Source organism: Streptomyces sp. LaBMicrA B280, from assembly GCF_049222185.1.
GTDB classification, from domain to species: Bacteria; Actinomycetota; Actinomycetes; order Streptomycetales; family Streptomycetaceae; genus Streptomyces; species Streptomyces murinus.
Window position 1 is genome coordinate 155,214 of sequence record NZ_JBMJCT010000044.1, and the last position, 23,949, is coordinate 179,162.

General features: G+C 72.9%; 21 protein-coding genes. 16 read left to right on the plus strand and 5 right to left on the minus strand.

Annotated elements, in window-relative coordinates:
* Nucleotides 1-78: 78 nt before the first annotated feature.
* Nucleotides 79-1,728 (plus strand): acyl-CoA synthetase, encoded by a 1,650-nt coding sequence (locus tag ACLF5H_RS29120; protein WP_421678966.1) that lies wholly within the window; start codon nucleotides 79-81, stop codon nucleotides 1,726-1,728.
* Here ACLF5H_RS29120 and ACLF5H_RS29125 read toward each other — a convergent pair.
* Entirely contained in the window at nucleotides 1,710-2,636 is a 927-nt protein-coding gene (locus tag ACLF5H_RS29125; RefSeq protein ID WP_421678967.1) for an alpha/beta fold hydrolase, read from the minus strand. The genes ACLF5H_RS29120 and ACLF5H_RS29125 overlap by 19 nt on opposite strands.
* Before the next feature lie 265 nt (nucleotides 2,637-2,901).
* Between ACLF5H_RS29125 and paaK the strand changes: the two genes are divergently transcribed.
* The gene (paaK, locus tag ACLF5H_RS29130; RefSeq protein ID WP_421678968.1) at nucleotides 2,902-4,212 is read left to right on the plus strand and encodes a phenylacetate--CoA ligase PaaK; all 1,311 of its coding nucleotides are present in this window, start codon (nucleotides 2,902-2,904) and stop codon (nucleotides 4,210-4,212) included.
* 14 nt (nucleotides 4,213-4,226) lie between these two features.
* On the opposite strand, the gene ACLF5H_RS29135 is transcribed toward paaK, so the two are convergent.
* The 4 genes from ACLF5H_RS29135 to ACLF5H_RS29150 all read right to left on the minus strand — a co-directional run bounded on the left by ACLF5H_RS29135 (nucleotide 4,227) and on the right by ACLF5H_RS29150 (nucleotide 10,147).
* The gene (locus tag ACLF5H_RS29135; RefSeq protein WP_421678969.1) at nucleotides 4,227-5,750 is read right to left on the minus strand and encodes a fatty acyl-CoA synthetase; all 1,524 of its coding nucleotides are present in this window, start codon (nucleotides 5,748-5,750) and stop codon (nucleotides 4,227-4,229) included.
* Between the two features lie 95 nt (nucleotides 5,751-5,845).
* A complete protein-coding gene (locus ACLF5H_RS29140; RefSeq protein ID WP_421678970.1) occupies nucleotides 5,846-7,405 on the minus strand; it encodes an acyl-CoA synthetase in 1,560 nt (519 codons plus the stop codon).
* Complete coding sequence (locus ACLF5H_RS29145) at nucleotides 7,402-8,514, minus strand: nitronate monooxygenase (protein WP_421678971.1); 1,113 nt, start codon at nucleotides 8,512-8,514, stop codon at nucleotides 7,402-7,404. Before ACLF5H_RS29145 ends, ACLF5H_RS29140 begins: the two co-directional genes overlap by 4 nt.
* A 67-nt stretch (nucleotides 8,515-8,581) precedes the next feature.
* Nucleotides 8,582-10,147, minus strand: a complete 1,566-nt coding sequence (locus ACLF5H_RS29150) for a phytoene desaturase family protein (RefSeq protein ID WP_421678972.1) — start codon at nucleotides 10,145-10,147, stop codon at nucleotides 8,582-8,584.
* A 245-nt stretch (nucleotides 10,148-10,392) separates the two neighbouring features.
* Between ACLF5H_RS29150 and ACLF5H_RS29155 the strand changes: the two genes are divergently transcribed.
* The 14 genes from ACLF5H_RS29155 to ACLF5H_RS29220 all read left to right on the plus strand — a co-directional run bounded on the left by ACLF5H_RS29155 (nucleotide 10,393) and on the right by ACLF5H_RS29220 (nucleotide 23,884).
* The gene (locus ACLF5H_RS29155; protein WP_421678973.1) at nucleotides 10,393-11,619 is read left to right on the plus strand and encodes a sedoheptulose 7-phosphate cyclase; all 1,227 of its coding nucleotides are present in this window, start codon (nucleotides 10,393-10,395) and stop codon (nucleotides 11,617-11,619) included.
* 54 nt (nucleotides 11,620-11,673) lie between these two features.
* Nucleotides 11,674-12,090, plus strand: coding sequence for a cupin domain-containing protein (locus tag ACLF5H_RS29160; protein ID WP_421678974.1), 417 nt, complete (start codon nucleotides 11,674-11,676; stop codon nucleotides 12,088-12,090).
* Complete coding sequence (locus tag ACLF5H_RS29165; RefSeq protein ID WP_421678975.1) at nucleotides 12,087-13,388, plus strand: aspartate aminotransferase family protein; 1,302 nt, start codon at nucleotides 12,087-12,089, stop codon at nucleotides 13,386-13,388. The genes ACLF5H_RS29160 and ACLF5H_RS29165 overlap by 4 nt, the downstream gene beginning before the upstream one ends.
* Nucleotides 13,385-14,380, plus strand: coding sequence for an ABC transporter ATP-binding protein (locus ACLF5H_RS29170; RefSeq protein WP_421678976.1), 996 nt, complete (start codon nucleotides 13,385-13,387; stop codon nucleotides 14,378-14,380). The genes ACLF5H_RS29165 and ACLF5H_RS29170 overlap by 4 nt, the downstream gene beginning before the upstream one ends.
* Complete coding sequence (locus ACLF5H_RS29175) at nucleotides 14,377-15,189, plus strand: ABC transporter permease (RefSeq protein ID WP_421678977.1); 813 nt, start codon at nucleotides 14,377-14,379, stop codon at nucleotides 15,187-15,189. The genes ACLF5H_RS29170 and ACLF5H_RS29175 overlap by 4 nt, the downstream gene beginning before the upstream one ends.
* Nucleotides 15,186-16,001 carry an ABC transporter permease gene (locus ACLF5H_RS29180; RefSeq protein ID WP_421678978.1) on the plus strand — a complete coding sequence of 272 codons (816 nt, stop codon included), beginning with the start codon at nucleotides 15,186-15,188 and terminating at the stop codon, nucleotides 15,999-16,001. The genes ACLF5H_RS29175 and ACLF5H_RS29180 overlap by 4 nt, the downstream gene beginning before the upstream one ends.
* A gap of 3 nt (nucleotides 16,002-16,004) precedes the next feature.
* On the plus strand, nucleotides 16,005-17,450 hold the full coding sequence (locus ACLF5H_RS29185; RefSeq protein WP_421678979.1) for a hypothetical protein: 1,446 nt from the start codon (nucleotides 16,005-16,007) through the stop codon (nucleotides 17,448-17,450).
* Nucleotides 17,451-17,458: 8 nt separating this feature from the next.
* Nucleotides 17,459-19,264 (plus strand): glycogen/starch synthase, encoded by a 1,806-nt coding sequence (locus ACLF5H_RS29190; RefSeq protein WP_421678980.1) that lies wholly within the window; start codon nucleotides 17,459-17,461, stop codon nucleotides 19,262-19,264.
* Nucleotides 19,265-19,400: 136 nt separating this feature from the next.
* The gene (locus ACLF5H_RS29195; protein ID WP_421678981.1) at nucleotides 19,401-19,541 is read left to right on the plus strand and encodes a hypothetical protein; all 141 of its coding nucleotides are present in this window, start codon (nucleotides 19,401-19,403) and stop codon (nucleotides 19,539-19,541) included.
* Nucleotides 19,534-20,640 carry a sugar phosphate nucleotidyltransferase gene (locus ACLF5H_RS29200; protein ID WP_421678982.1) on the plus strand — a complete coding sequence of 369 codons (1,107 nt, stop codon included), beginning with the start codon at nucleotides 19,534-19,536 and terminating at the stop codon, nucleotides 20,638-20,640. Before ACLF5H_RS29195 ends, ACLF5H_RS29200 begins: the two co-directional genes overlap by 8 nt.
* Nucleotides 20,633-21,661, plus strand: coding sequence for an ROK family protein (locus ACLF5H_RS29205; RefSeq protein ID WP_421678983.1), 1,029 nt, complete (start codon nucleotides 20,633-20,635; stop codon nucleotides 21,659-21,661). The genes ACLF5H_RS29200 and ACLF5H_RS29205 overlap by 8 nt, the downstream gene beginning before the upstream one ends.
* Nucleotides 21,658-22,548 carry an SDR family oxidoreductase gene (locus ACLF5H_RS29210; RefSeq protein ID WP_421678984.1) on the plus strand — a complete coding sequence of 297 codons (891 nt, stop codon included), beginning with the start codon at nucleotides 21,658-21,660 and terminating at the stop codon, nucleotides 22,546-22,548. The genes ACLF5H_RS29205 and ACLF5H_RS29210 overlap by 4 nt, the downstream gene beginning before the upstream one ends.
* Nucleotides 22,545-23,090, plus strand: a complete 546-nt coding sequence (locus ACLF5H_RS29215) for an NUDIX domain-containing protein (RefSeq protein ID WP_421678985.1) — start codon at nucleotides 22,545-22,547, stop codon at nucleotides 23,088-23,090. Before ACLF5H_RS29210 ends, ACLF5H_RS29215 begins: the two co-directional genes overlap by 4 nt.
* Nucleotides 23,087-23,884, plus strand: coding sequence for an HAD family hydrolase (locus ACLF5H_RS29220; RefSeq protein ID WP_421678986.1), 798 nt, complete (start codon nucleotides 23,087-23,089; stop codon nucleotides 23,882-23,884). The genes ACLF5H_RS29215 and ACLF5H_RS29220 overlap by 4 nt, the downstream gene beginning before the upstream one ends.
* The last annotated feature ends 65 nt before the right edge of the window (nucleotides 23,885-23,949 follow it).

Below are 23,949 nucleotides of genomic sequence, written 5' to 3' on the forward strand. Positions count from 1 at the left end.
TTTGTTCCGGGGCCTTCCCAGTTGCGGCGGGCTTTGCTCTGCTGATGTCCGGACGGACCGACGGGGTCAGGAGGAGCGGTGGAGTACAACCTTGCCGACCTGTTCGAGTCGGTGGTCGACGCGGTGCCGGACCGCGAGGCGCTCGTGTATCTCGACCATCCCGGCACCGGCGCGGAACGCCGGCTGACGTACGCCGAGCTGGACGCGGCGGCCAACCGCCTCGCCCATCACCTCGCCGACAGCGGGATCCGCCCCGGGGAGCATCTGGGCCTGCATCTGTACAACGGCGTCGAGTACGTGCAGACGGTGCTGGCCTGCCTGAAGGCGCGGATCGTCCCGGTGAACGTCAACTACCGCTACGTCGAAGAGGAGTTGGTGTACCTCTCTTGGGACACGGTCCTGTTGTCTTTTTATTCCCACTCTCCTTCCCTGCCTTTTTTTTTTTCGGCTTCCCCGCTCGCGCCTGGGCTGCGGCGGCTGCTGCGGGTCGCGGGGCTGCGGCGGCTGCTGCGGGTCGGGCCGGGCCCGGCGGGGATCGCCGCGGCGGCGGACTTCGCGCGCGCCGAGGCGTCGGGTTCGCCGGAGCGCGGCTTCCAGGCCCGCTCCGGGGACGACCAGTTCATCATCTACACCGGTGGCACGACCGGCATGCCCAAGGGGGTGATGTGGCGTCAGGAGGATCTGTTCTTCGCCGGGCTCGGCGGGGGCGCGCCGACGGGTGAGCCGGTGAAGACGCCCGAGGAGCTGGCCGAGCGGGTCGCCGGTGCCGGCTCGGGCATCACCTTCTTCCCCACTCCCCCGCTGATGCACGGCACCTCGACGCTCACCGCCTTCATCGGCTTCAACTTCGGCCAACGCGTCGTGCTGCACCGCAGGTTCGTGCCCGAGGAGGTGCTGCGCACGGTCGAGCGGGAGAAGGTCACCAGCATGTCCCTGGTCGGCGACGCGATGCTGCGCCCGCTGATCGACGCGCTGAACGGGCCCATGAAGGGCACCGACTGCTCGGCGCTGTTCAGCGTCTCCTCGTCCGGCGCGATCATGTCGGAGACGGTGCGCCGGCAGTTCGCCGGACTCGTCCCGAACGCCATGCTGCTGAACAACTTCGGCTCCTCCGAGTCGGGTTTCAACGGCACGGCGACGGAGGACTCCGGGCCTGAGCGCGGCTTCCGGCTGCGGGTCAACTCCCGTACCCGGGTGGTCGATCCGGTGACCCATGAGCAGGTCGCCCCGGGTGAGACCGGCCGGGTCGCGCAGTGCGGGCATGTACCGCTCGGCTACTACAACGACCCCGTGAAGACCGCCGAGACCTTCTTCGAGCGGGACGGGGTGCGGTGGGTGCTGCTCGGCGACATGGCCACCGTCGACGCGGACGGCGTCCTCACCGTGCTCGGCCGGGGCTCCCAGTGCATCAACACCGGCGGTGAGAAGGTGTACCCGGAGGAGGTCGAACAGGCCCTCAAGGCGCATCCGGACGTGTACGACGCGCTGGTCGCCGGGGTGCCGGACGCCGTCTGGGGCAACCATGTGGCGGCCGTGGTGCAGCTCCGCGCGGGCGCGCCCCGCCTCTCCCTGTCCGCGCTGCGGACCCACTGCCGTACCCGGCTGGCCGGGTACAAGATCCCCCGCCAGCTCGTCCTCACCGACGCGATCCATCGCTCGCCGAGCGGCAAGGCGGACTACCGGTGGGCGCGGGAGGTGGCGGTGGCGGACTACCCGGCGGGCTCGTGATCGAGGAAGGCGGTCAGCGCCTCCACGACCGCGCCGGGCTGCTCGTCGGGAATGAAGTGGCCGGCCCCGGGGATGACGACACCGGTCGTGTTCTTCGCCCAGGGGCCGAGGGAGGCGGCCATGTCCGGGATCGAGCCGTGGGAGCTGGAGATTCCGAGGACCGGGACGGTCAGGGGCCCGCGCCCGAGAGCGTCTCGGTTCGCACGCGCTGATCTCGGGGCGTCACGGTAGTAGGCGAGAGAGGCGCGCAGCCCGCCCTCGGCCGCGATGGCGGCGGCGTACTGGTCGACCTCGGCGCCGTCGAAGGTGTCCGGGGACAGCGTCTTGGCCCTCAGGAACCAGTCCACGTAGTCACGCTCGCGACCGGTGAGGAGCGTCTCGGGCAGTTCGGGTACCAGGTGGAACGCGAAGTGCCAGGTCTTCCAGGCTCGTTCGGGATCGAGCGGGACGGATTCCGGGAGGGTGATGCCGGGAATGCCGGCGTCGAGCAGGGCGACGCCGTGCAGGCGCTCCTCGAACTTCAGGGCCAGCGAGAAGGCGACCCAGGCCCCGACGTCGTGGGCGACGAGCCAGTACTTCGGCACGTCGAGCGCGCTCAGCGCCGCCTGGACGTGCGCGGCGACGGTGTGCGTGTCGTAACTGCCGTGCGGGCGCTCGGAGTGGCCCTGTCCTGGAAGGTCGACCGCGATCACATGGAAGCGCCCGGCGAGCGCCGGCATCACCTCTCGCCAGGCCCACCAGGTCTGCGGGAACCCGGCGAGCAGGACGACGGTGGGACCCGCCGACCGGTCGCCCTCCACGACGTGCAGCCGGACACCTTCCCCCTCGACCCAACGGTGGGTGAAGCCCGCCAGGTCGTGCAGCGGCAACCCGGGGACCGGGTTCTGGCCGTCGGAGGAGTCGATCATGTCCAGAGCCTATCAACGAGGACCGGGGCCGTCAGCGCGGCGAGGGCGGCGCGGGTCGCGTCCGGGGTGAAGGCGTCCGCGGCGAAGTAGCGCTCGGCCGCACGGCATTTCCGCAGGCGGCACGACAAATCTCCGTCGCCCCCTTGTCCAAAGCCCCTTTGGCCTGCATTACTGGCCCCGAACAGTTCGACCGAATGATCGGTCGTCCGGATTGACTGGGTCCGGGCTGCCTTGATCGCGAATGTCCTGGTGAGGAGACGTGCCGATGGCGGACGCGCGGGAGCTGCTGGACGCAGGCGAACGGCTCGGCCCCGAGGAACTGCGGGCCCTCCAGCTGGAGCGGCTGCGCGCCTCGCTGCGGCACGCCTATGAGCAGGTGCCGTTCTACCGGGAGTCCTTCGACAAGGCGGGGATACGCCCGGAGGACTGCCGTTCGCTGGAGGATCTCGCCCGTTTCCCCTTCACCACCAAGGCGGACCTGCGGGAGAACTACCCGTTCGGGATGTTCGCGGTGCCCAGGGAGCGGATCCGCCGGCTGCACGCCTCCAGCGGCACCACCGGCCGCCCCACGGTGGTCGGCTACACCGAGAACGATCTGTCCATGTGGGCCGACATGGTCGCGCGCTCCATCCGGGCGGCGGGCGGGCGCCCCGGTGACGTGGTGCATGTGGCGTACGGATACGGGCTGTTCACCGGCGGGCTCGGCGCCCACTACGGCGCGGAGCGGCTCGGCTGCACGGTCGTGCCCGCCTCCGGTGGCATGACCGCGCGGCAGGTCCAGCTGATCCAGGACCTGGCACCGGCCGTGATCATGGTGACGCCCTCGTACATGCTGACGCTGCTGGACGAGTTCGAGCGGCAGGGCGTGGACCCCCGTACCACCTCGCTGCGGGTCGGGATCTTCGGGGCCGAACCGTGGACCGAGCAGATGCGGCGGGAGATCGAGGAGCGGTTCGCGATCGACGCCGTGGACATCTACGGCCTGTCCGAGGTGGTCGGTCCCGGGGTGGCGCAGGAGTGCGCGGAGACCAAGGACGGGCTGACCGTGTGGGAGGACCACTTCTATCCGGAGGTGATCGATCCCGTCACCGGCGAGGTGCTGCCGGAGGGCGAGCGGGGCGAGCTGGTGTTCACCTCGCTGACCAAGGAGGCCATGCCGATCGTCCGGTACCGGACCCGGGATCTCTCCCGGCTGCTGCCGGGCACGGCGCGGGTGTTCCGGCGGATGGAGAAGATCTCCGGGCGCAGCGACGATCTGGTGATCCTGCGCGGGGTGAACCTGTTCCCCACCCAGATCGAGGAGATCGTGCTGCGTACGCCCGGGGTGGCCCCGCACTTCCAGCTGCGGCTGACCCGTACGGGCCGGATGGACTCGCTCACCGTGCGCGCCGAGGCGCGCGCCGGTGCCACTGCGGAGGCGCGTCAGGCGGCGGCCCGGTCCATCGTGACCGCGGTGAAGGACGGCATCGGGGTGTCGGTGGACGTGGAGATCGTGGAGCCGGAGTCGCTGGAGCGCTCGGTCGGCAAGATCCGCCGGATCGTGGACCTGCGCCCGCGCGACACCGGACAGGGGTGAGCGGCGCGACGGCCTCACCCCTGCGTGAAGCGGTCCCGCAGTTCGCGCTTGAGGATCTTCCCGCTGGCGTTGCGCGGCAGCGTGTCCACGAACAGCACCCGCTTGGGCGCCTTGAAGGACGGCAGCTTCTCCCGTACGTGCGCGACGAGTTGCTCCTCGGTCACCTCGCCGCGCCGTACGACGATCGCCGTGACGGCCTCGATCCAGCGGGGGTCGGGCAGGCCGACCACGGCGGCCTCGGCGACCGCCTCATGGGTGTAGAGGGCGTCCTCGACCTGCCGTGAGGCGACCAGCACACCACCGGAGTTGATGACGTCCTTCACCCGGTCCACGATCGTGAGGCAGCCCTCGGCGTCCCGGACCGCGAGGTCGCCGGAGTGGAACCAGCCGTCGCGGAACGCCTGCGCGGTCTCCTCGGGCTTGTCCCAGTAGCCCTCGCACAGCTGGGGTGAGCGGTAGACGACCTCGCCGCTCGTGCCGTCGGGCACCTCCCGGCCCTCCGCGTCCACGACCCGGGCCTCCACGAACAGCACCGGCCGCCCGCAGGAGGCAGGCCGCTCCGCGTGCTCGGCCGGTCCGAGGACCGCGGCGAGGGGGCCGATCTCGCTCTGCCCGAAGCAGTTGTAGAGGGCGAGGTCAGGCAGCCGCTGGCGCAGCCGTTCCAGGACCGGCACGGGCATGATGGAGGCGCCGTAGTACGCCTTGCGGAGCCTGTCGAGGTCGCGGGTGGCGAAGTCGGGCCGGTTCGCCAGGGCGATCCAGACGGTGGGCGGCGCGAACACGCTGTCCACGCGGCCCGCCTCGATCAGGTCGAACAGCAGGTCCCCGTCCGGCGCGTCCAGGATGACGCTGGTGGCGCCGACCGCGAGGTAGGGCAGCAGGAAGACGTGCAGCTGCGCCGAGTGGTACAGCGGCAGCGCGTGCGCGGGGCGGTCGTCCGCGCGCAGGTCCAGGGCCGTGATCGCGCTCATGTACTCGTGCACCAGGGCCCGGTGGGTCATCATCGCGCCCTTGGGCAGCGCGGTCGTACCCGAGGTGTAGAGCAGTTGCGCCAGGTCCTCGGAGCCCGGTCCCGGTCCGTCGTACGGCGCGGTGTCCGCGAGCCGCGCCAGGAGCGAGTCCCCGGTGTCCCGCAGCGGCAGCGAGCGCACCCCGTCCGGGAGCCGGTCCGCGAGGCCGGGGTCGGTCAGGACCAGGGCGCTGCCGGACTGCCCGACGAGATAGGCCAGGTCGTCGCCGGTGAGGTGGTTGTTGACCGGGACGTGGACCAGGCCCGCGCGGGCGCAGCCGAGGAAGGCGATCAGGTAGGCGTCCGAGTTGTGGCCGAAGGCGCCGACCCGGTCGCCGGGGGCGAGTCCCTCGGCGAGCAGCAGGGCGGCCGCACGGGAGACCGCGTCGTCCAGTTCGCCGTACGTCCAGGAGCGCGCGCCGTACTCCACCGCGATCCGCGCGGGGGTGCGGCGGGCGCTGCGCCGCAGCATCGCGTCGACCGTGCTGCCGCGCTGTCCGCCGGCCCTGCCGCCCTGTGCCTTGCTCATGACCGCAGATCTTGCGGCCGCCGCACGCGCAGGTCAAGGGCTGTGGCAGGACCGGATCCCGACCGGGCGCGCGCCGCCGCCGGGAGGGCGCAGGGTCAGACCGGGCGGGTGCGGCCCTGCCAGTAGGGGTCGCGCAGCCGTCGTTTGTAGAGCTTGCCGTTGGGGTCGCGGGGCAGTTCGGCGACGAAGTCGACGCTGCGGGGCCGCTTGAACCGGGCGAGCCGCTCGGCGCAGTGGTCGAGGATCGACGCGGCCAGCTCGGGCCCCGGCTCGTGCCCGGGGGCCGGTTCCACGACGGCCTTGACCTCCTCGCCCCAGTCGTCGTGCGGGATCCCGAAGGCGGCGGCGTCGGCGACGGCGGGGTGGGCGAGCAGCACGGACTCGATCTCGGCCGGGTAGATGTTGACCCCGCCGGAGATGATCATGTCGATCTTGCGGTCGCGGAGGAAGAGGCAGCCGTCCTCGTCCAGATAGCCGAGGTCGCCGACGGTGAAGAAGTCGCCGACCCGGTTTCTGCGGGTCTTGTCCTCGTCCTTGTGATAGGTGAAGCCGCCGGTGTTCATCTTCATGTACACGGTGCCCAGTTGGCCGGGCGGCAGCCGGTTGCCGTCGTCGTCGAGGACCGCGAGTTCGCTGATCGGCCAGGCCCTGCCGACCGTGCCGGGCTTCTTCAGCCAGTCCTCGGCGGTGGCGAAGGCGCCGCCGCCCTCACTGGCCGCGTAGTACTCCTCCACGCACGTCCCCCACCAGTCGATCATGGCCCGCTTGACATGCTCCGGACAGGGTGCGGCGCCATGGATGGCGTGCCGCATGGCGGAGACGTCGTAGCGGGCCCTGGTCTGTTCGGGGAGGGCCAGCAGGCGGTGGAACTGGGTCGGGACCATATGGGTGTGGGTGCACCGGTGGGTGTCGATCAGGCGCAGCATCTCCTCGGGGGTCCACCGGTCCATCACCACCAGCCGATGGCCGATGTGCAGGGAGGCGCCCGCGAACTGGAGGACGGCCGTGTGGTAGAGCGGCGAGCAGACCAGGTGCACATGGCCGTCGTACGGCGTGATGCCGAAGATGCCGAGGAAGCCGCCCAGGTACGCCTCCTCGGGCGGCTTGCCGGGCAGCGGGCGGCGGATGCCGCGCGGGCGTCCGGTCGTACCGGAGGTGTAGTTCATGACCCAGCCGAGTTCGCGTCCGTCTGGCGCCGACTCCGGTTGCCCGTCGAGGAGTTGCGCGTACGGCCGGAAGCCCGGGGCGGCGCCGACCGCGTACCGCGCCGCGTCCGCGAGGCCGGCCTCGTCGGCGGCGGCGCGTGCGGTGTCGGCGTAACGCTCGTGGGCGACGAGCACCTTGGCACCGGAGTCGGCGACGATCCAGGCGATCTCCGGGCCGACCAGGTGGTGGTTGACCGGGACGAGGTACAACCCGGCCTGGGTGGCGGCGAGATAGGCGGTGAGGAACTCGACTCCGTTGGGGAGGACGACGGCGAAGGCGTCGCCGCGTTCCAGGCCCGCCGCGCGCAGCCCGTGCACCAGCCGGTTGGCGTCGGCGGCGAGGCGGCCCGCGGTCCACTCCGCGCCGTCGGGGGCGATCAGGACGGTGCGGCCGGGGTCCTGGGCGGCCTGGGCCCAGAAGCCGATGGGGGGTGTCACCGGTGCGCTCATGATGTGCCGCTCCTTCGGGCGATGCGGTTGATCCGGTCCACGGCCCGCTCGAAGCCGCGGGTGAGGTCGTCCAGGACGGCCCGGACGTCGCGTTCCTCGGTCATCCGGCCGACGATCTGCCCGACGGGGGTGCCGAGCAGCGGCTCGACCTCGTGCCGCTGGATGCGGGAGACCGCCTCGGCGACCAGCAGTCCCTGGAGCGGCATGGGCAGTGGCCCGGGTCCCGCCGGATCGTCCCAGGCGTCGGTCCAGGAGGTGCGCAGCTGGCGGGCGGGTTTTCCGGTGAGGGCGCGGGAGCGGACGGTGTCCCCGGATCCGGCGGCGAGCAGTTTGCGGGTCAGGGCGGGCGAGCGCAGCTCGGCCTCGGTGGTGGTCAGCCAGAGGGAGCCGAGCCAGACGCCCTGGGCGCCGAGGGCGAGGGCGGCGGCGATCTGCGCCCCGCTGCCGATGCCGCCTGCGGCCAGCACGGGCAGCGGGGCGACGGCCTCCACGACCTCCGGGGTGAGCACCATGGTGGCGATCTCCCCGGTGTGGCCGCCTGCCTCGTAGCCCTGGGCCACCACGATGTCGATGCCCGCGTCCCGGTGCTTGCGCGCGTGCCGGGCGCTGCCCGCGAGCGCGGCGACGGGCACGCCCCGCTCATGGGCGCGGGTGACGACGTCGGCGGGTGGGGAACCGAGGGCGCCCGCGAGCAGCCGGATCGGGTAGTCGAAGGCGACGTCCAGCTGACTTCGGGCGACCTGTTCCATCCAGCCGGTGATCCGCCAGCCGGCCGCCTCGCCCTCGGGCAGTCCGGGGACCCCGTGCGCGGCGAGGGTGTCGCGCACGAACCGCCGGTGCTCCTCGGGGATCATCGCCTCGACGTCGGCCTCGGTGACGCCCTCGACCTTGCGGGCGGGCATGACGACGTCCAGTCCGTAGGGGCGGCCGTCGGCGTGCGCGTCGAGCCAGTCGAGGTCGCGTCTGAGGTCGTCGGGGGCGGTGTAGCGGACGGCGCCGAGCACACCGAAGCCACCGGCGCGGCTGATGGCCGCGGCGACGGCGGGAAACGGCGTGAAGCCGAAGACGGCGTGCTCGATGCCCAGTTGGTCGCTCAGCTCCGTCTGCATGGGCGCAGGATGCCGCACCGGCCCGTACGACGGAAGGCTTTTTCTGACGTACCGTCAGTTCTGTTCTCTAGGATCCTTGTTCCAGCACCGCCATCGCCGCGTTGTGTCCGGGAACCCCGCTGACCCCTCCCCCGCGGACCGCGCCCGCCCCGCACAGCAGGACGCGCGGGTGCCCGGTCTCCACGCCCCAACGGCCGGTGTCCGTCTGGGAGTAGGGCCAGGACAGGGCGCGGTGGAAGATGTTGCCGCCGGGCAGCCGCAGGTCCCGTTCGAGGTCGAGCGGGGTCTTGGCCTCGATGCAGGGGCGGCCGTCGGCGTCGGTGGCCAGGCAGTCGGTGAGGGGTTCGGCGAGATGGGCGTCGAGCTGGGCGAGGGTGGCGCCCAGCAGTTCCTCGCGGGCGCCGTCGTTGTCCCGGTCGAAGAGCCGCGCGGGGGTGTGCAGGCCGAAGAGGGTGAGGGTCTGGTAGCCGCGCCCGGCGAGTTCGGGGCCGAGGATGGTGGGGTCGGTCAGCGAGTGGCAGTAGATCTCGGAGGGCGGCGCGGCGGGCAGCCGGCCCGCGGCGGCCTGGGCGTGCGCGGTGGCCAACTGGCCGTATCCCTCGGCGACATGGAAGGTACCGGCGAACGCCTCGCGCGGGTCGGCATCAGGGTCGCGGAGCTTCGGCAGCCGGGTGAGCAGCATGTTGACCTTGAGCTGGGCGCCCTCGGCGGGTTCGGGGGGCGTGTCCCCGGTGAGGGCGGCCAGCTCCTGCGGTGAGGCGTTGACCAGGACGTGCCGGGCGGCGGCGACACCCTCGCCGTCGGCGGTGCGGTAGGTGACCTCGGCACCGCTCTCGTCGCCGGTGACGCGGACCGCCTCGTGTCCGGTCAGGATCTCCGCGCCCGCCGAACGGGCCGCCGCCGCGAGGGCGTCGGTGAGGGCACCCATGCCGCCCACGGGCACGTCCCAGGCGCCGGTGCCGCCACCGATCACGTGATAGAGGAAGCAGCGGTTCTGGGCCAGCGAGGGATCGTGCGCGTCGGCGAAGGTGCCGATCAGGGCGTCGGTGAGGACCACGCCCCGGACCAGGTCGTCCGCGAAGTACTCCTCGACGGCGGCCCCGATCGGCTCCTCGAACAGGGCCCGCCAGGCGCTCTCGTCGTCGATACGGCGGCGCAGCTCGTCCCGGGTGGGCAGCGGCTCGGTGAGGGTCGGGAAGACCCGCTCGGCGACGCGGCCGGTCATGCCGTAGAAGCGCTGCCAGGCGGCGTACTCCCGCTCGCCGCCGGTCAGCCGGGCGAAGGCGTCCCGGGTGCGCGCCTCGCCGCCGCCGACGAGGAGTCCGGTGGGGCGGCCCGCGCGTTCCACGGGGGTGTACGAGGAGATGGTGCGCGAGCGCAGCCGGAAGTCGAGGCCGAGATCGGCCACGATCTTCCCCGGCAGCAGGCTGACCAGGTAGGAGTAGCGCGACAGCCGGGCTTCCACCCCGGCGAACGGCGTACTGGACACGGCGGCCCCGCCGGTGTGCCCGAGCCGCTCCAGCACCAGCACGGAGCGCCCGGCCCGGGCCAGATAGGCGGCGGCGACCAGACCGTTGTGGCCTGCCCCGACGATGACGGCGTCGTACGCGCGGGTTCCCTGGTTCACGGACATGGTCCTTCGTAACACGGGGGGATCCGGTGGGCCAGAGGGGCACCGGGGGACCTTGCGCGGAGGCGGGCCGGTCCGCCGTACAGGTCGTGGGCGTACGGGGGCAGCGCGGCACGGGCCGCTTGCAAGAATTCGCAGCAAGTTTCATCAAGTTCTTGCAGGCGCGCTCGGTCACCTGTTTAACTCAAGCCCTGTTGATCGCAGTTGACGGCCAGCCGGTGGTGAATCCGGCCGATTCGAGGAGTGTCGTGACGGCGCAGACATCCGCCGCCGAATCCGGGGTCCGAGGCGATGACAACGGGTTCTCCCTCCGCGCCCCGGACGGGACCGCGTACCGGGTCGACCTCACCCGCGAGGTGCTCTCCCCCGCCAACCCGCTGCTCGCCGAGTGCTGCGAGGGGCGCCGCGTGGTGGCCTTCACCGGGCCGACCGTCGATCGGCTGTACGGACGGCAACTGCGCGCCTACCTGGACGCGCGGTGCGCCCCGGGCACCTGGAGCGTGCACGTCCTGCCCGGCGGCGAGGGCGGCAAGCGCATGGAGACCGTCGAGGAGATCTGCGCGCTGGCCAAGTCGGCCGGTCTGGACCGGGGCGGTGTGCTGCTCGCCGTCGGCGGGGGCGTCACCTGCGACCTGGTCGGGTTCGCGGCGGCGATCTACTGCCGGGGCGTGCGCCATGTGAAGGTCAACACCACCCTGGTCGGCCAGATCGACGTGGGCGTCGGCGTCAAGACCGGCATCAACGCCCTGGGCACCAAGAACATGCTCGGCGCCTACCACCCGCCGCACGCCTCCCTCAACGACCCCGCGTTCCTGCGGTCGTTGACCCCGAGGGACGTCCGCTGCGGTCTCGGCGAGATCGCCAAGATGGCGATCATCAAGGACGCCCGGCTGTTCCGCACCCTGGAGGAGTGCCCCCAGGTCTTCCAGCGGCCGTACGCCGCCCCGGCGTCGCTCACCGAGGCCGGGCTCGGGCGGCGGGGTGTCGAGGACCATGTGCTGCGCACCTCGATGCGGCTCATGATGGAGGAGCTGTGCCCGAATCTGCGCGAGCACGACCTGGCCCGGCTCGTGGACTTCGGGCACACCTTCGGGCCCGTGCTGGAGACGGCCAGCGAGTACCGGATCGCGCACGGCGAGTCCGTCGCGATCGACATGGCCCTCTCCAGTGAACTCGCCCGCGTGCTGGGCCTGCTGGACGCCGGGGACTGCGAGCGGATCGTCGCCCTGATCGACGCGCTCGGGCTGCCCGTGTTCGACCCGGGGACCTGCACGCCCGAGCTGATGGACCGGGCCCTGAAGGCGTCCTGGGAGCGCCGGGGCCGCCGGCTGCACCTCGTGGTGCCGGACGGGATCGGCTCGGCGGTCTTCGTGGACGACCTGGACGACATCCCCGCCGCCGCGCTCCAGGAGGCGCTGGACGCCCTGGCCGCCCGCACCGGGCACACCGCCACGCCGCTCACCGCCGCGTGCTGAACCGGTTCCGCCACGAACTCTCCTTCCCCGCAAGCGCCTTGGAGCCGTACCGCGATGAGTCCTGCCCTGCCGGAGCCGGGAGCCCCGACGCCCGAGCCTGTCCGCACCCGTGTCACCAACCTGTACGAGGGGCTGCTGCGTGAGGTGACCGGCGACCACGGCGGCACCGGCACGATCCGCGCCCACCGGGCCTACCTCGGCGCCGGGGCCAGGGCGCCGATCGCGTTCATCGACCTGGTCGTGCTGCCCCCGGGCACCTCCATCGGGGTGCACCGGCACGCGGACGACGAGGAGACGTACGTGATCCTGTCCGGCCGGGGCCGGATGACGCTGGACGGCGAGGAGTTCACCGTGCGAGCGGGCGACCTGGTCCCCAACCGCCCTTACGGCGAGCACGGGTTGGCCAACGACGGCGACGAGGACATCACCCTGCTGGTCTTCGAGGCCGGCCCGCTGGGCGGTGCCGGATGACCGGCCCGCGCCAACGGGAGCTGCTGGAGCGGGAGTCGGCACATCTGGCGCCGGGTGCCTCGGAGGAGTCCGCGCTGGGCCGCCGGGTCTTCGTGGAGGGCCGCGGCGCGGTCCTGACCGATCTGGACGGCAACCAGTACATCGACCTCGCGGCCGGCACCCTCACCCAGTCGCTGGGCCACTGCCATCCCGAGGTCGTCGCCGCGCTCACCGAGCAGGCGGGGCGGCTGTGGAACGTGCACGACTTCGCCACCGCCGACCGCGCCGCCCTGTGCGATCTGCTCGCCGAGCTGCTGCCGGAGGAGCTGGACACCTACGCCTTCTTCTCCACCGGCGCCGAGGTGGTGGAGGCCGCGCTGCGGGCCGTGGCGGCCGTCGCCGAGCCGGGCCGCAACCGGATCGGGGCGCTGCGCCACGGCTTCCACGGCAAGACGCAGGGGGCCAGGATGCTGGTCCACTGGGACATCGGCCACCAGGCGTTCTCCGGCAACAGCGTGCTGGGCTACTCCCCTTACTGCTACCGCTGCCCGCTGGAGCTGGAGTACCCCTCCTGCGGGGTGCGCTGCGCCTCGCTGGTGCGCAGGCACATCGCCCAGAAGCCGAACGTCTCGGCGCTGGTCTTCGAACCGGTGCTCGGCGCGGCCGGGGTGATCGTGCCGCCGCCCGGCTACTGGGAGCAGATCGCCGACAGCTGCCGGGAGAACGGGGTGCTGCTCGTCGCCGACGAGGTGCTCACCGGCGGCGGCCGCACCGGCACCTTCCTGGCCAGTGAGCGGTTCGGCGTCGAGCCGGATCTCGTGACCCTGGCCAAGGGCCTGGCCTCGGGGTTCCCGTTCGCCGCGCTGGCCGGCCGGTCCGCGGTGCTGCGGCATCCCGAGGCGGCCCGCGCCGGGTCCACCGCGTCCACGTACGCGAACAATCCGCTGGGCATCGCCGCGGCGAAGGCCACGCTGGAGGTCGTACGGCGGGACACGCTGCTCGCCCGGGTGACCGAGCTGGGTGCCGTACTGGACGAGCGGCTGGCCGAACTGCACGCCAAGTACGAGGTGTTGGGCGAGGTGCGCGGGCTCGGGCTGCTCCACGGGCTGGAGTTCGTGCGCGACCGTACGAGCCGGGCGCCCGCGCCGGAGATCGCTCAGGCCGTGTACCGGCACGCGCTGGACCTCGGGCTGCGCACCGCGATCGGCGGCCATGTGCTGCGCCTGGCACCGCCGTTCACCATCGACCGCGGGCTCCTCGAAGAGGGCGTGACGCTGCTCGACCGCGCCCTGGAGCGGGCCACGGGGGACGTCCGGTGATCGTCGCGGAGAACCTGGTCAAGGAGTTCAAGGTCGCGGAGCGCAGGCCCGGTCTGATGGGCAGCCTGAGCACGCTGTTCAGCCGGGAGCACCGGCTGGTGCGGGCCGTGTCCGGGGTGTCCTTCGAGATCCCGGCCGGGACGAAGGCCGCGTACATCGGGGCGAACGGCGCGGGCAAGTCGACCACGGTGAAGATGCTCACCGGGATCATGACCCCGACCTCGGGCCGTGCCCTGGTCGCGGGCCTGGAGCCGTACCGGGAGCGGCGGCGCAACGCGGCCAACATCGGGGTGGTGTTCGGGCAGCGCAGCCAGCTGTGGTGGGACCTGCCGGTGCCGGACTCGTTCCGCATCCTGCGCCGCATCCATGACATCCCGGACGCCGTCTACCGGCGCAACATGGCCCTGTTCCAGGAGCTGCTGGACCTCGACGCGCTCGGCAACACCCCGGTGCGGCAGCTCAGTCTGGGCCAGCGGATGCGGGCCGAGGTCGCGGCGAGCCTGGTGCACGACCCCAAGGTGGTGTTCCTGGACGAGCCGACGGTCGGCCTCGACCTGGTGCTGAAGGAGGCCGTGCGCAGGCTGGTCAACCACGTCAACGCCGAACTCGGCACCACCGTGCTGCTCACCAGCCACGACATGGGCGACATCACCGCCATCTGCGACCGGGTGCTGGTCGTCAACCACGGCGAGGTCGTGCACCGCGGGACCATGCACGAACTGCTGCGCACCGCCGACACCAGGGCGGTGGTCTTCGAGCACCACGGCGCCGCCGACGAGGCGATCGGCCTGATCGAGAAGGGACTTGACGGGGCGTCGGCCACGCTGACCGAGGACGGGCGGGTCAAGGTCGAGTATCCGGTGGCCCGTTGGACCGCCCGCCAGGTGATGGGCTTCCTGCTCGACCACTTCGACGTCACCGACTGCGTCGCCCCCGAACCCGACGTGGAGATGGTGCTGCGCCGCATCTACGCGGGGCGGGCGGCCGGGTGAACGCCCTCGCCCTGCGCCGCTACACCCCGTTCGCGGCCTCCAGCCTCCAGTCGCTGCTCCAGTACCGCTCCACCTTCCTGATCAACGCCCTGACCGCGACCACGGCCGTCGGCGTCCAGGTCTTCCTGTGGCGCGCGGTGTACGGCGGGCAGCCGGGCGGGCTGCCCGGCGGCTACGACCTGCCGCGCCTGACGACGTACGTGCTGCTGGCCCAGGTGCTCGGCCTGATGCAGGCCAGCCGGGTGGACGAGGAGGTCTCCGGGGAGGTCCAGCGCGGGGACATCGCCGTCTCGCTGCTGCGCCCGGTCAGCTATCCGCTGTCCCGGTTCGCCACCGGGCTGCCGGTCTCGCTCACCAACGCCACGCTGGTCGCCGTACCCGTGGTCGCGCTGTACGCGCTGCTGCTGCCGCTGACCACGCCGACCTGGGGCGGCCTGCTGCTCTTCGCCGTCTCCGCCGCGCTGTCCCTGGTGATCGGCTTCGGGGTGAATCTGCTGGTCGGGCTCGCCGGGTTCGTCACCACCAACATCTGGGGCGTGCGCGTCGTCAAGGACAGCGTGGTCGCGTTCTTCGCCGGGCAGGTGGTGCCGCTCGCGCTGCTGCCGGGGCCGCTCGCGGCGGTGGCCCGGGTGCTGCCGTTCCAGGGCATGGTCGACGGCCCGCTGCGGCTGCTGCTCGGCCGCTACGACGGGGCGGCGGGCGCGGCCGGGATCCTCGCGGTGCAGCTCGGCTGGGCGCTGGCCCTGTGCGCGCTGGCCGCGCTGGCCTGGCGCGGTGCCGTACGACGGGTGGAGGTGCTGGGCGGATGACCGCACCCGGCCCCCTCACGACGGCCGCCCGCTACGCCCGGCTGACCTGGCACCTCAGCGCCGTCAGCGTGCACCGGCTGACCGAGTACCGGATGGACTTCCTGCTCGGCGCGGGCGGCCTGGTGCTGCGGGTGGTGTGCCAGGTGGCCGTGGTCGGCATGGTGTTCCGGCAGACCCCCCGGATCGCCGGCTGGGACTACCACGAGGTGCTGTTCCTGCTCGGCTTCTCGCTGCTGCCACGCGGCCTGGACCGGATGTTCACCGACCAGCTGTGGGTGATGGCCCGCAAGCTGGTGCAGAACGGCGACTTCTTCCGCTATCTGATCCGCCCGGTGCATCCGCTGTTCTCGCTGCTGTCCGAGCGGTTCCTGTACCCGGACGGCTTCGGCGAGCTGTTCACCGGCGCCGCCCTGACCTGGTACGCGGCCGACCGGCTCGATCTGCGCCTCAGTGCCGTGCAGTGGCTGCTGCTGCCGCTGCTCGTGCTGTGCGGGACGCTGGTCCTCGCCTCGATCAAGACGCTGTTCGCGTCCCTGGCGTTCTGGACGACGAACAGCTTCCCGGCCCTGTACGTGGCCAACCAGCTGGGCGACTTCTCCGGTTACCCCCTCGATCTGTACCACCCCTCCCTGCGGTGGCTGCTGACCTGGCTGCTGCCGTACGCCTTCACCGCCTACGTCCCCGCGACCTGTCTGCTCTTCGGGCGCACCGGGATGCTGCCCTGGCTGTTCCTGGTGACCGCGGGCACGGTGACGCTCGCCCTGGTCGTCTGGCACCGGGGCGTCGACCGTTACGAGATGACCGGGAGCTGACCCTTGGACACCCTGTTGCCCGGCGCCCCCGCGCCCGCGACCGCCGGCCTGCTGCGCGCGGCCCCCTGGCTGGACGAGGGCGTGCGCCGGGGCCCCTTCGAGCTGTACGACCAGGCGGTGCTCGGCGAGGTCCGGCTGCTGCTGGTCAAGGCGGGCGCCACCCGCTGGTTCGTCCCGGTGCTCGACGCGGACCCCGGGCAACCGGCCGCCGGTACCGGGGCGTTCGACCGCGCCGTGGTGGACGCGCTGCGCGCGGGGCTGCGGCTGCCCACGCTGCGCGGCAACGCGATCGAGTTCCGGGGCGCGCCCGCCGCCTACCGGGGCCCGCTGCCCTTCGACCCGGGCTGGTGCTCCAACGCGCTGTCCCTGATCGACCTGGGCGGGATCGCGCACACCCACAAGAGCTACCGGCGCATCGGCACCGGCAACCGGGAGGCCGAGCTGCTGCGCCTGATGGCGGACGGCGGGCGCACCCAGCGGCCGGTCGGCGACTACGCCTACGTGGACACGGCGACCGGGGTACGGGAGCCGCTCGGGGTGCTGTACCGGTTCGCCGAGGGCGAGGGGCTCAATGTGCCCCTGCGGGCGGGGATCCGGGCGCTGTGGCCCCTGCTGGCGGACGGGGTCGAGCCGGGCGCGGCCGTCGACGCCTCCCAGCGGGAGCTGGTCGCGCCGCTGCGCCAGACCGGGCACTTCCTGCGCGACTTCCACCGGGAGCTGGCCGAACGGCTGGGCCCGCACCCGGAGTTCCCCGCCGGGGCGGTGCGGGACGAGACCGGTGAGCGGCTCGCCCGGCTCACCCCGCAGATCCTCGCCGACACCCGCTACCCGGTGCCGGTGCGCGAGGCGGCGGCGACCGGCCTGTCCCGCGAGCTGACCCGGATATCCGGGCTCCCGGCGCGGCCCTGGCCCGCCGGTCCCTGCCACGGCGATCTGCATCTGTCCCATGTGCTGCGCGGCGAACGCGCCGACGGCGGCTGGGAGTTGTGTGTGATCGACCTGTCGACCCCGCACGCCGACCCGGCCGACCCGGCCACCGCGCAGTCGCCGTGGCAGGATCTGGCCGCCCTCACCCGGGGGCTGGAGATCTTCACGGCCGACGAGTTCTCCGATCACGCGGCCGGGGTCCTCGGCATGGATCCGGCGGACACCTGCCGTACCGCGCTGCTCCAGGCGGCGGGCGCCCGCCCGGACACGCCCGGCTGGAGCGAGGAGCGGCTGGCCGGTCTCGCCCGGCTGCGGCGGGCGGCGGGGCTGTGGGCCGCGCGGGCCGGGAACCTGCTGGCCGACGCGGGCCCGAGCCGGGACACGCACCCGGCCTGGCGGCTGCTGCGGCTGCGTCGGCTGATCCATGAGCTGGACTACGCCTACGCCCACGACCGCGCCTACCACGCGGCGATCAACCTGCGGCACGCCGTGGAGGCCCCCGGTCTCCCGGCCGGCGGATGAGGACACCCGTGCACGTCATCGAGACCTACTTCGAGTGCGGGGGCTTCGACCACCGCTTCCTCCAGGGCGGGATATCCGTCTACCTCTGGAACCTCTCCACGTCGCTGGCCGAAGCGGGCCACCGCGTCTCGGTCGTCACCCCGGCCCACGGCCGCCTGGCCGAACTGCGGGCCTCCTACGACCTGGAGACCCTGGAATACGAGGACACCTACGAGCTGCCGCTCGTCCTCGACCCGGACGTCTGGGGCGAGCGCTTCCCGGCCGAGGTGGGCATCCCGCTCACCACCACCGCGCACCGGCTGCGGCTGGACGGCGTCGATCTGTACTTCCTGTCCAACGAGTTGCTGGACGCGCTCCCCGACCGCTTCTACCCGCCGTACGACAGCAAGGGCCACGATCTGGTCTTCTTCAAGTCGCTCGCCTACCAGGTCGACACGATCCGCTTCGTGCGCGCCCGGTTCGGGGACGAGAAGGCGCTCGTGCACGCCCATGAGCCGTACTACCACTATCTGATGCCGGCGGCCTTCCGGGCCGACCCCTCGAAGCTGGTCGTCGGGACGGTGCAGAGCAATATGCCGATCACCAAGAAGGTGTACCGGCCCGAGGTGGAACGGCTCCTGGAGTTCCTGGACGCGCCGGTCGCGCTGCCCGCCGAGCGGCCGTCCCCCGCGTCCGTGCGCGGCGCCTACCAGCAACGCACCCATCTGCACTACGAGTACGGCCCCGGGCACATCGGCGTCTACGACCTGGTCGCCGACCACGCCGACCTGGTGGACTTCCTCTCACCGGGGCATCTGGAGTTCTACACCGATTTCGCCGGGACCCCCTTCGAAGAGCCGTTCCGCGAGCTGCCCGGCTACGAGACGGTGCGCCGCAACGCGCACAAGAGTTTCGTCGGCGGCTGCGCGATCGGCGCCCGCTGGACCGCGCGGGAGCGGCCCGCCGTGGACCGCGCTGCCGTCCTCGGTGCCCTCGGTCTGGACCCGGCGCTGCCCACCTTCTTCCACAACGCCCGCTACGCGGTCAACCACAAGGGGCAGTTGGAGCTGTTCCGCGCGGTCGACCGCGTCCTCACCGAGGGCCTGGCGGCCAACTTCGTGCTGCGCTGCCTCAGCGACGACGGCATCGGGGATCTCTACATCCGCGAGGTGGTCGAGCGCCACAAGGACCGGATCCACCTGGAGTGCGAACGGGTCGCCGAGGAGCGGATCATGGCGTACGCGGCTTCCTCGGACTTCTGTCTCTTCCCGTCCAAGTTCGAGATGGACACGTTCCTGATCGCGCAGGGCGAGGCGATGGCCGTCGGCGCCGTCCCGATCGCCACGGCCCAGCTGGGCATGGCCCACTTCGGTCATGTCGCCGACCCGCTGGGCACCCCCGGGGCCACCGGCTTCGCCGTCAACCGCTCCTTCGCCGAGGACGACTCGCTGCTCGCGGACGCGCTGGCCCGCCGTATCCAGGAGGCCGGGGCCCTGCTGCGCGAGCGGCCCGAGGAGTACGCGCGGCTGCGCGCCAACTCCATCGCGAACGCAGGCCGGTTCACCTGGGCGAACACGGCACGGCAGCATCTGGACGCCTTCATCCCGCTGTGGGAGGGGAAGCGGCCCGCGCGGGATGTGCGACTCCTGCTGAAGCACGGCTGGTTTGACCTGCTGACGGAGGAGGCGTACGGCTCGCACGCGGACGCGATCGCCGAGGCCGCCGCCCGGCTCGGGGACGCCGACGCCTACGCCCGCTGCCGCCCCCTGGACGCCGGGGCGCGCCGCGCCCTGTTCGACGCGGCCTGGGCTCCGATCTGCCCGCGCCGCCGGTGACGACCCGGAGCTGCGGGCCCGCCTGGACGCCCGCCACTCGCTCGCGGACGGCCGGCTGATCTACCGGCTGCCGCATGCCGCCCGCGTCGAGGCGGTCCTGTGGGCCGAGCCCGACGGTGCCGGGCGCCGGGGCACGGTGGTGCACCGGGCGGTCCCGGCCGGACCGGGCGAGTTCACCCTGGATCTGCACGAATTGCCGTACACCGGAGGGGAATTGAACCTGCTGCTGACCCTGGCCGACGGGCGCTCCGCCTGGGACGTGGTGCGCCGTGGCTGACGGGGTGCGCGCCGCGCTGCTCGCGGGTGGCGAGGGCCGCCGGATGGGGCCGCTCGGACACGGCCGGCTCAAGCCGCTGGTGCCGTTCGGGGGAGCCGCCCGGCTGATCGACTTCTCGCTCGCCAACGCCGAGGCGTCCGGGCTCGGCGAGGTGTTGCTGCTGTCCCAGTACGAGGAGCGGCAGTTGATGGACGACCTGTACCGCACCTGGTGGCGGCCCGGGTTCCGGGTGCACTTCGGGCCGTACGACCGCGCGTACCGCGAGGGCACCGGCTATCTGCCCCCGCCGCCCGGCGGCACCCCCGAGCGGGGCACCGCCGACGCGCTGATCCGCAGGGCGCCGTACCTGTTCGGACCGGACACCTCCGAGGTGCTGGTGCTGCACGCGGACCATGTGTACCGCTTCGACTACGGGCCGCTGATCGCCGCCCACCGGCGCTCCGGCGCCGCGCTCACCGTCGCCTACCAGCGGATCGAACGCCACTACGTCCATCTGTTCGGGATGGTCGACTTCGATCCGGCCGGACGGCTGACGGCGTTCGTGGAGAAGCCCGCCGAGCCGACCAGCGATCTGGTGTTCGCGGCGTTCTGCGTCTTCGACGCGGCCCGCCTCCACCGTTGTCTGGAGCTGCTGGACGGCACCGACTGGCAGCACGACATCAGCCGGGACGTCATTCCGGCGATGCTGGCGGGCGGTGAGCTGATCCTCGGGCACGAGGTGCCGGGGCACTGGGAGGACATCGGCACCGTCGACCGCTACCACCGGGCCCATCTGGCGCTGGTCGCGGAGCGCCCGTCGCTGACGGTCAGTCAACTTCCGTGCACGGTACGGCCCGAGGTGCCGCGCGAGGTCGTCGGCGCCGCTCCCGGGGTGACCCGCAGTCTGGTTCCGGCCGATCTCGTCAACGGCGGGCTGCTGGAGCACAGCGTCGCCTTCCCCGGTGCCAGGATCGGTGCCGGGGCACGGGTGCGGCGCAGTGTGCTGCTGCCGGGCGCCGAGGTGCCGGACGGCGCCGACATCGATTCCGCGATCGTCCTGGAGGACGGCACGGTGCAGTCCGTCGCGCCCGCCTCCCCCCGAGGAGGAGCCCATGTCTGAACCCGCCTGCACGGTGGTCGATCTGGGCGGCACCACCCTGCGCACCGCCCGCTACGACCTCACCACCGGCGCCCTGTCCGATGTGCGCCGCACCCCCACCGAGGGCCTCGACCGGTACCCCGGCGCGCCCGTCGCGGTCCTCCAGGAACGTGTGCGCGAACAGCTCGCCGCGCGGTGCGCCGAGGCGGTGCGGCGGCACGGCAGCGGCGCGCTGGCCGTGGCCTTCGCCGGTCCCGTCACCGCCGACGGCCGGGCGCTGGCCGCGCCCACCATCTGGGGCGGGCCCGGCGAGCCGCTGCCGGTGCGGCAGTCGCTGGAGGACCGCCTGGGCCTGCCCGTGGTGGTCGTCAACGATCTGACGGCCGCCGCCTGGCGCTATGTGCACGGCCCCGACGAGCCGCCTTTTTGCCTGATCACGGTGAGTTCCGGGATCGGCAGCAAGGTGTACCGGGCGGGCGAGGTGCTGCTCGACGCGGAGGGCCACGGCGGCGAACTCGGCCACTGGCCCTGCGATCCCGCCCCCGACGCGCCCCGCTGCGACTGCGGCGGCCGGGGCCACCTCGGCGGCATCGCCTCCGGGCGCGGCACCCTCGCCGCCGCGCGCCGCGCCGCCCACGCCGACCCCCTCGGCTACGCCCGCTCGGCCCTTGCCGCCGTCGCGCCCGATCCGGACCGGCTGGGCAACCCGGCGCTGGTCGCCGCGATCCGGTCCGGCGACCCGTTCGCGACCGGTGTCCTGCGCTCGGTCCTGCCCCATCTCGCCTCCGCGATCATCTCCGTGTTCACCTCCATCGGCGTCCGCCGCTACATCCTGATGGGCGGCTTCGCGCTCGCCGTCGGACCCCGCTATGTCCAGCTGCTCACCGCGGAGTTGGAGCGGCTCGGCTGCTTCGGTCTGGACGCGGGCGGCATCCGGGGCATGGTGACGCTCGGCGCCCCGGACGACGACCACGGTCTGCTCGGCGCCGGGCGGCTGCTGGCGGCTCGGGGCGTGGGGCTCGGGGCGGTGACGGCCGTATGAGCACGACCACGCTGATCGTCGGCAGCGGCTTCGTCGGGCGCGCCGTGGCCGCGCGGCTGGCCGCCCGCGGCGACCGTCCCGTGCTCGCCTCCCGCACCCCGCCGCCCGAGGGGGCCGGGCCCTGGGTGCGGCTCGACGCCACCGACGCGGACGCCTGCGCACAGGTGGTCGGGGCGGTGCGGCCGGACCGGCTGGTGCTGGTGCACGGCCCCTCCGACGTGACCTGGTGCGAGGCCCACCCCGAGCGCGCGCTCGCGCTGCACTCGGCGGCGGCCCGCCATCTGACGGCGGCCGCGCGGGGCCGCCGTACCGTGCTGATCTCCACGGACAACGTCTTCGACGGCGGCGGCCCCGACAACGACGAGGCCACTGTGACGGCTCCCGCGAACGCCTACGGGCGGGCCAAGCTGGCGGCCGAGCGGATCGTGGGCGCGGCCCCCGACACCACCGTGCTGCGGGTGAGCCTGGTCTACGGCTGGGAGTCCGCGGACGGCGCCAAGTGGCTGAACTTCTTCGCCGCCTGCGCCCACCGGCTGCGCGCGGGCGAGCGGGTGGAGGCACCCCACGACCAGTGGACCACGCCGGTCCTGGTGGAGGACGTGGCCGCGGTGACCGCCGCCGTACTGGAGCCCGGCGCCCCCGGGTTGCTGCATCTCGGCGGCCCCGACCGGGTCTCGCGGGCCGCGTGGGCGGCGGCGATCGCCGACGGTCTTGGCGTGCCCCGGACACGGGTGACCCCGGTGCCCCGGGCCGCGGGACGCTACGCGAGCCGACCCGCCCACACCTGCCTGACCAGCACCCTCCTGGACGAGGTTCTGGACCGGCACGGGCTGCGGGTGCGCGGTGTCGCCGAGGGGGTCCGCGCCCTGCTGGAGGCCGCGCCGTGATCCGTACCGTGCGTTCACGCGAGGTCTACCGCAACGCGTGGATGAGCGTCCGGGAGGACGACATCCGGCGCCCCGACGGCAGCGAGGGCGTCTACGGCGTCGTGGACAAGCCGGACTACGCCCTGGTGATCCCCCGGGACGAGGACGGCGCCCTGCACCTGGTCGAGCAGTACCGCTACCCGGTCGCGGGCCGCTACTGGGAGTTCCCGCAGGGCTCCTGGCCCGCCGGGCACGCGGGCGCGCCGCCGCTCGAACTGGCCCGCGCCGAACTGCGCGAGGAGACCGGGCTGCGGGCCGCCCGGATGACGTACCTGGGCATGGTGCACGTCGCCTACGGCTACGCCAGCCAGGGCTGCAACGTCTTCCTCGCCGAGGAGTTGACGCAGGGCCCGCCCGAACGCGAGGCCACCGAGGCCGACATGCGCCGGCGCCGGGCGGCGCCGGACGAATGGCGCGACCTCGTCCGCGCCGGGCGGATCACGGACGCGGCGACCCTGGCCGCGTACACCCTGCTGGGCCTGCACCGGGGCGGGGCCGGATGACGCCCCGGTACACGGTCGTCGCCACCGACCTGGACGGCACCCTGCTGCGCGGCGACCTCACCGTCTCCCCGCGCACCCGTGCCGCGCTCACCCGCGCCGCCGTCCGCGGCGCCCGGCACCTGGTGGTGACCGGCCGTCCGGCCGCGGGCTGCCGGAGCCTGCTGGCCCCGCTCGGCTACCGGGGGCTCGCGATCTGCGGACAGGGGGCGCAGCTGTACGACGTCGGCGCCGACCGGCTGCTGTCCTCGGCGACCCTCGACCGGGGTGTCGTACGGGCGCTGGTGGCGCGGATCGCCGAGGCGGCGGGCCCCCTGGCGCTCGGGGTGGTGACCGCGGGGCTTACCGGGGAGTTCCTGGTCACGCCGGGCTTCGGCGAGCGGGTGCGGCACGGCTGGCGGCTGGTCGAGGACGCGGCGGGGCTGTGGGCGCGGCCCGTGGAGAAGGTCCTCATCCGCAGCCGGACGCTGGACGACGACTCCCTCGCCGCGCTGGCGCTGTCCGTGTGCGCCGGGCTGATCGGGGTCACGCACTCCGGTGAGGGCATGGTCGAGCTGCTGCCCGACGGGGTGGACAAGGCGAGCGGCCTCGCCGCGGCCGGGCGGCGACTGGGCTTCGACGCCGCCGGCACGGTCGCGTTCGGGGACATGCCCAACGACATCCCGATGCTCGCCTGGGCCGGGCACGGCGTCGCGATGGGCAACGCCCACCCCGAACTCAAGCGCCACGCCGACGAGATCGCGCCCAGCAACGAGGAGGACGGCGTCGCGGCCGTCCTTGAACGCCTGTTCCCCTGAACGCACGCCCTGCGCTGAGCCCCCTCACTGGTGCAGCTTGCTGAAAATTGCAGCAAGTTCTTGCC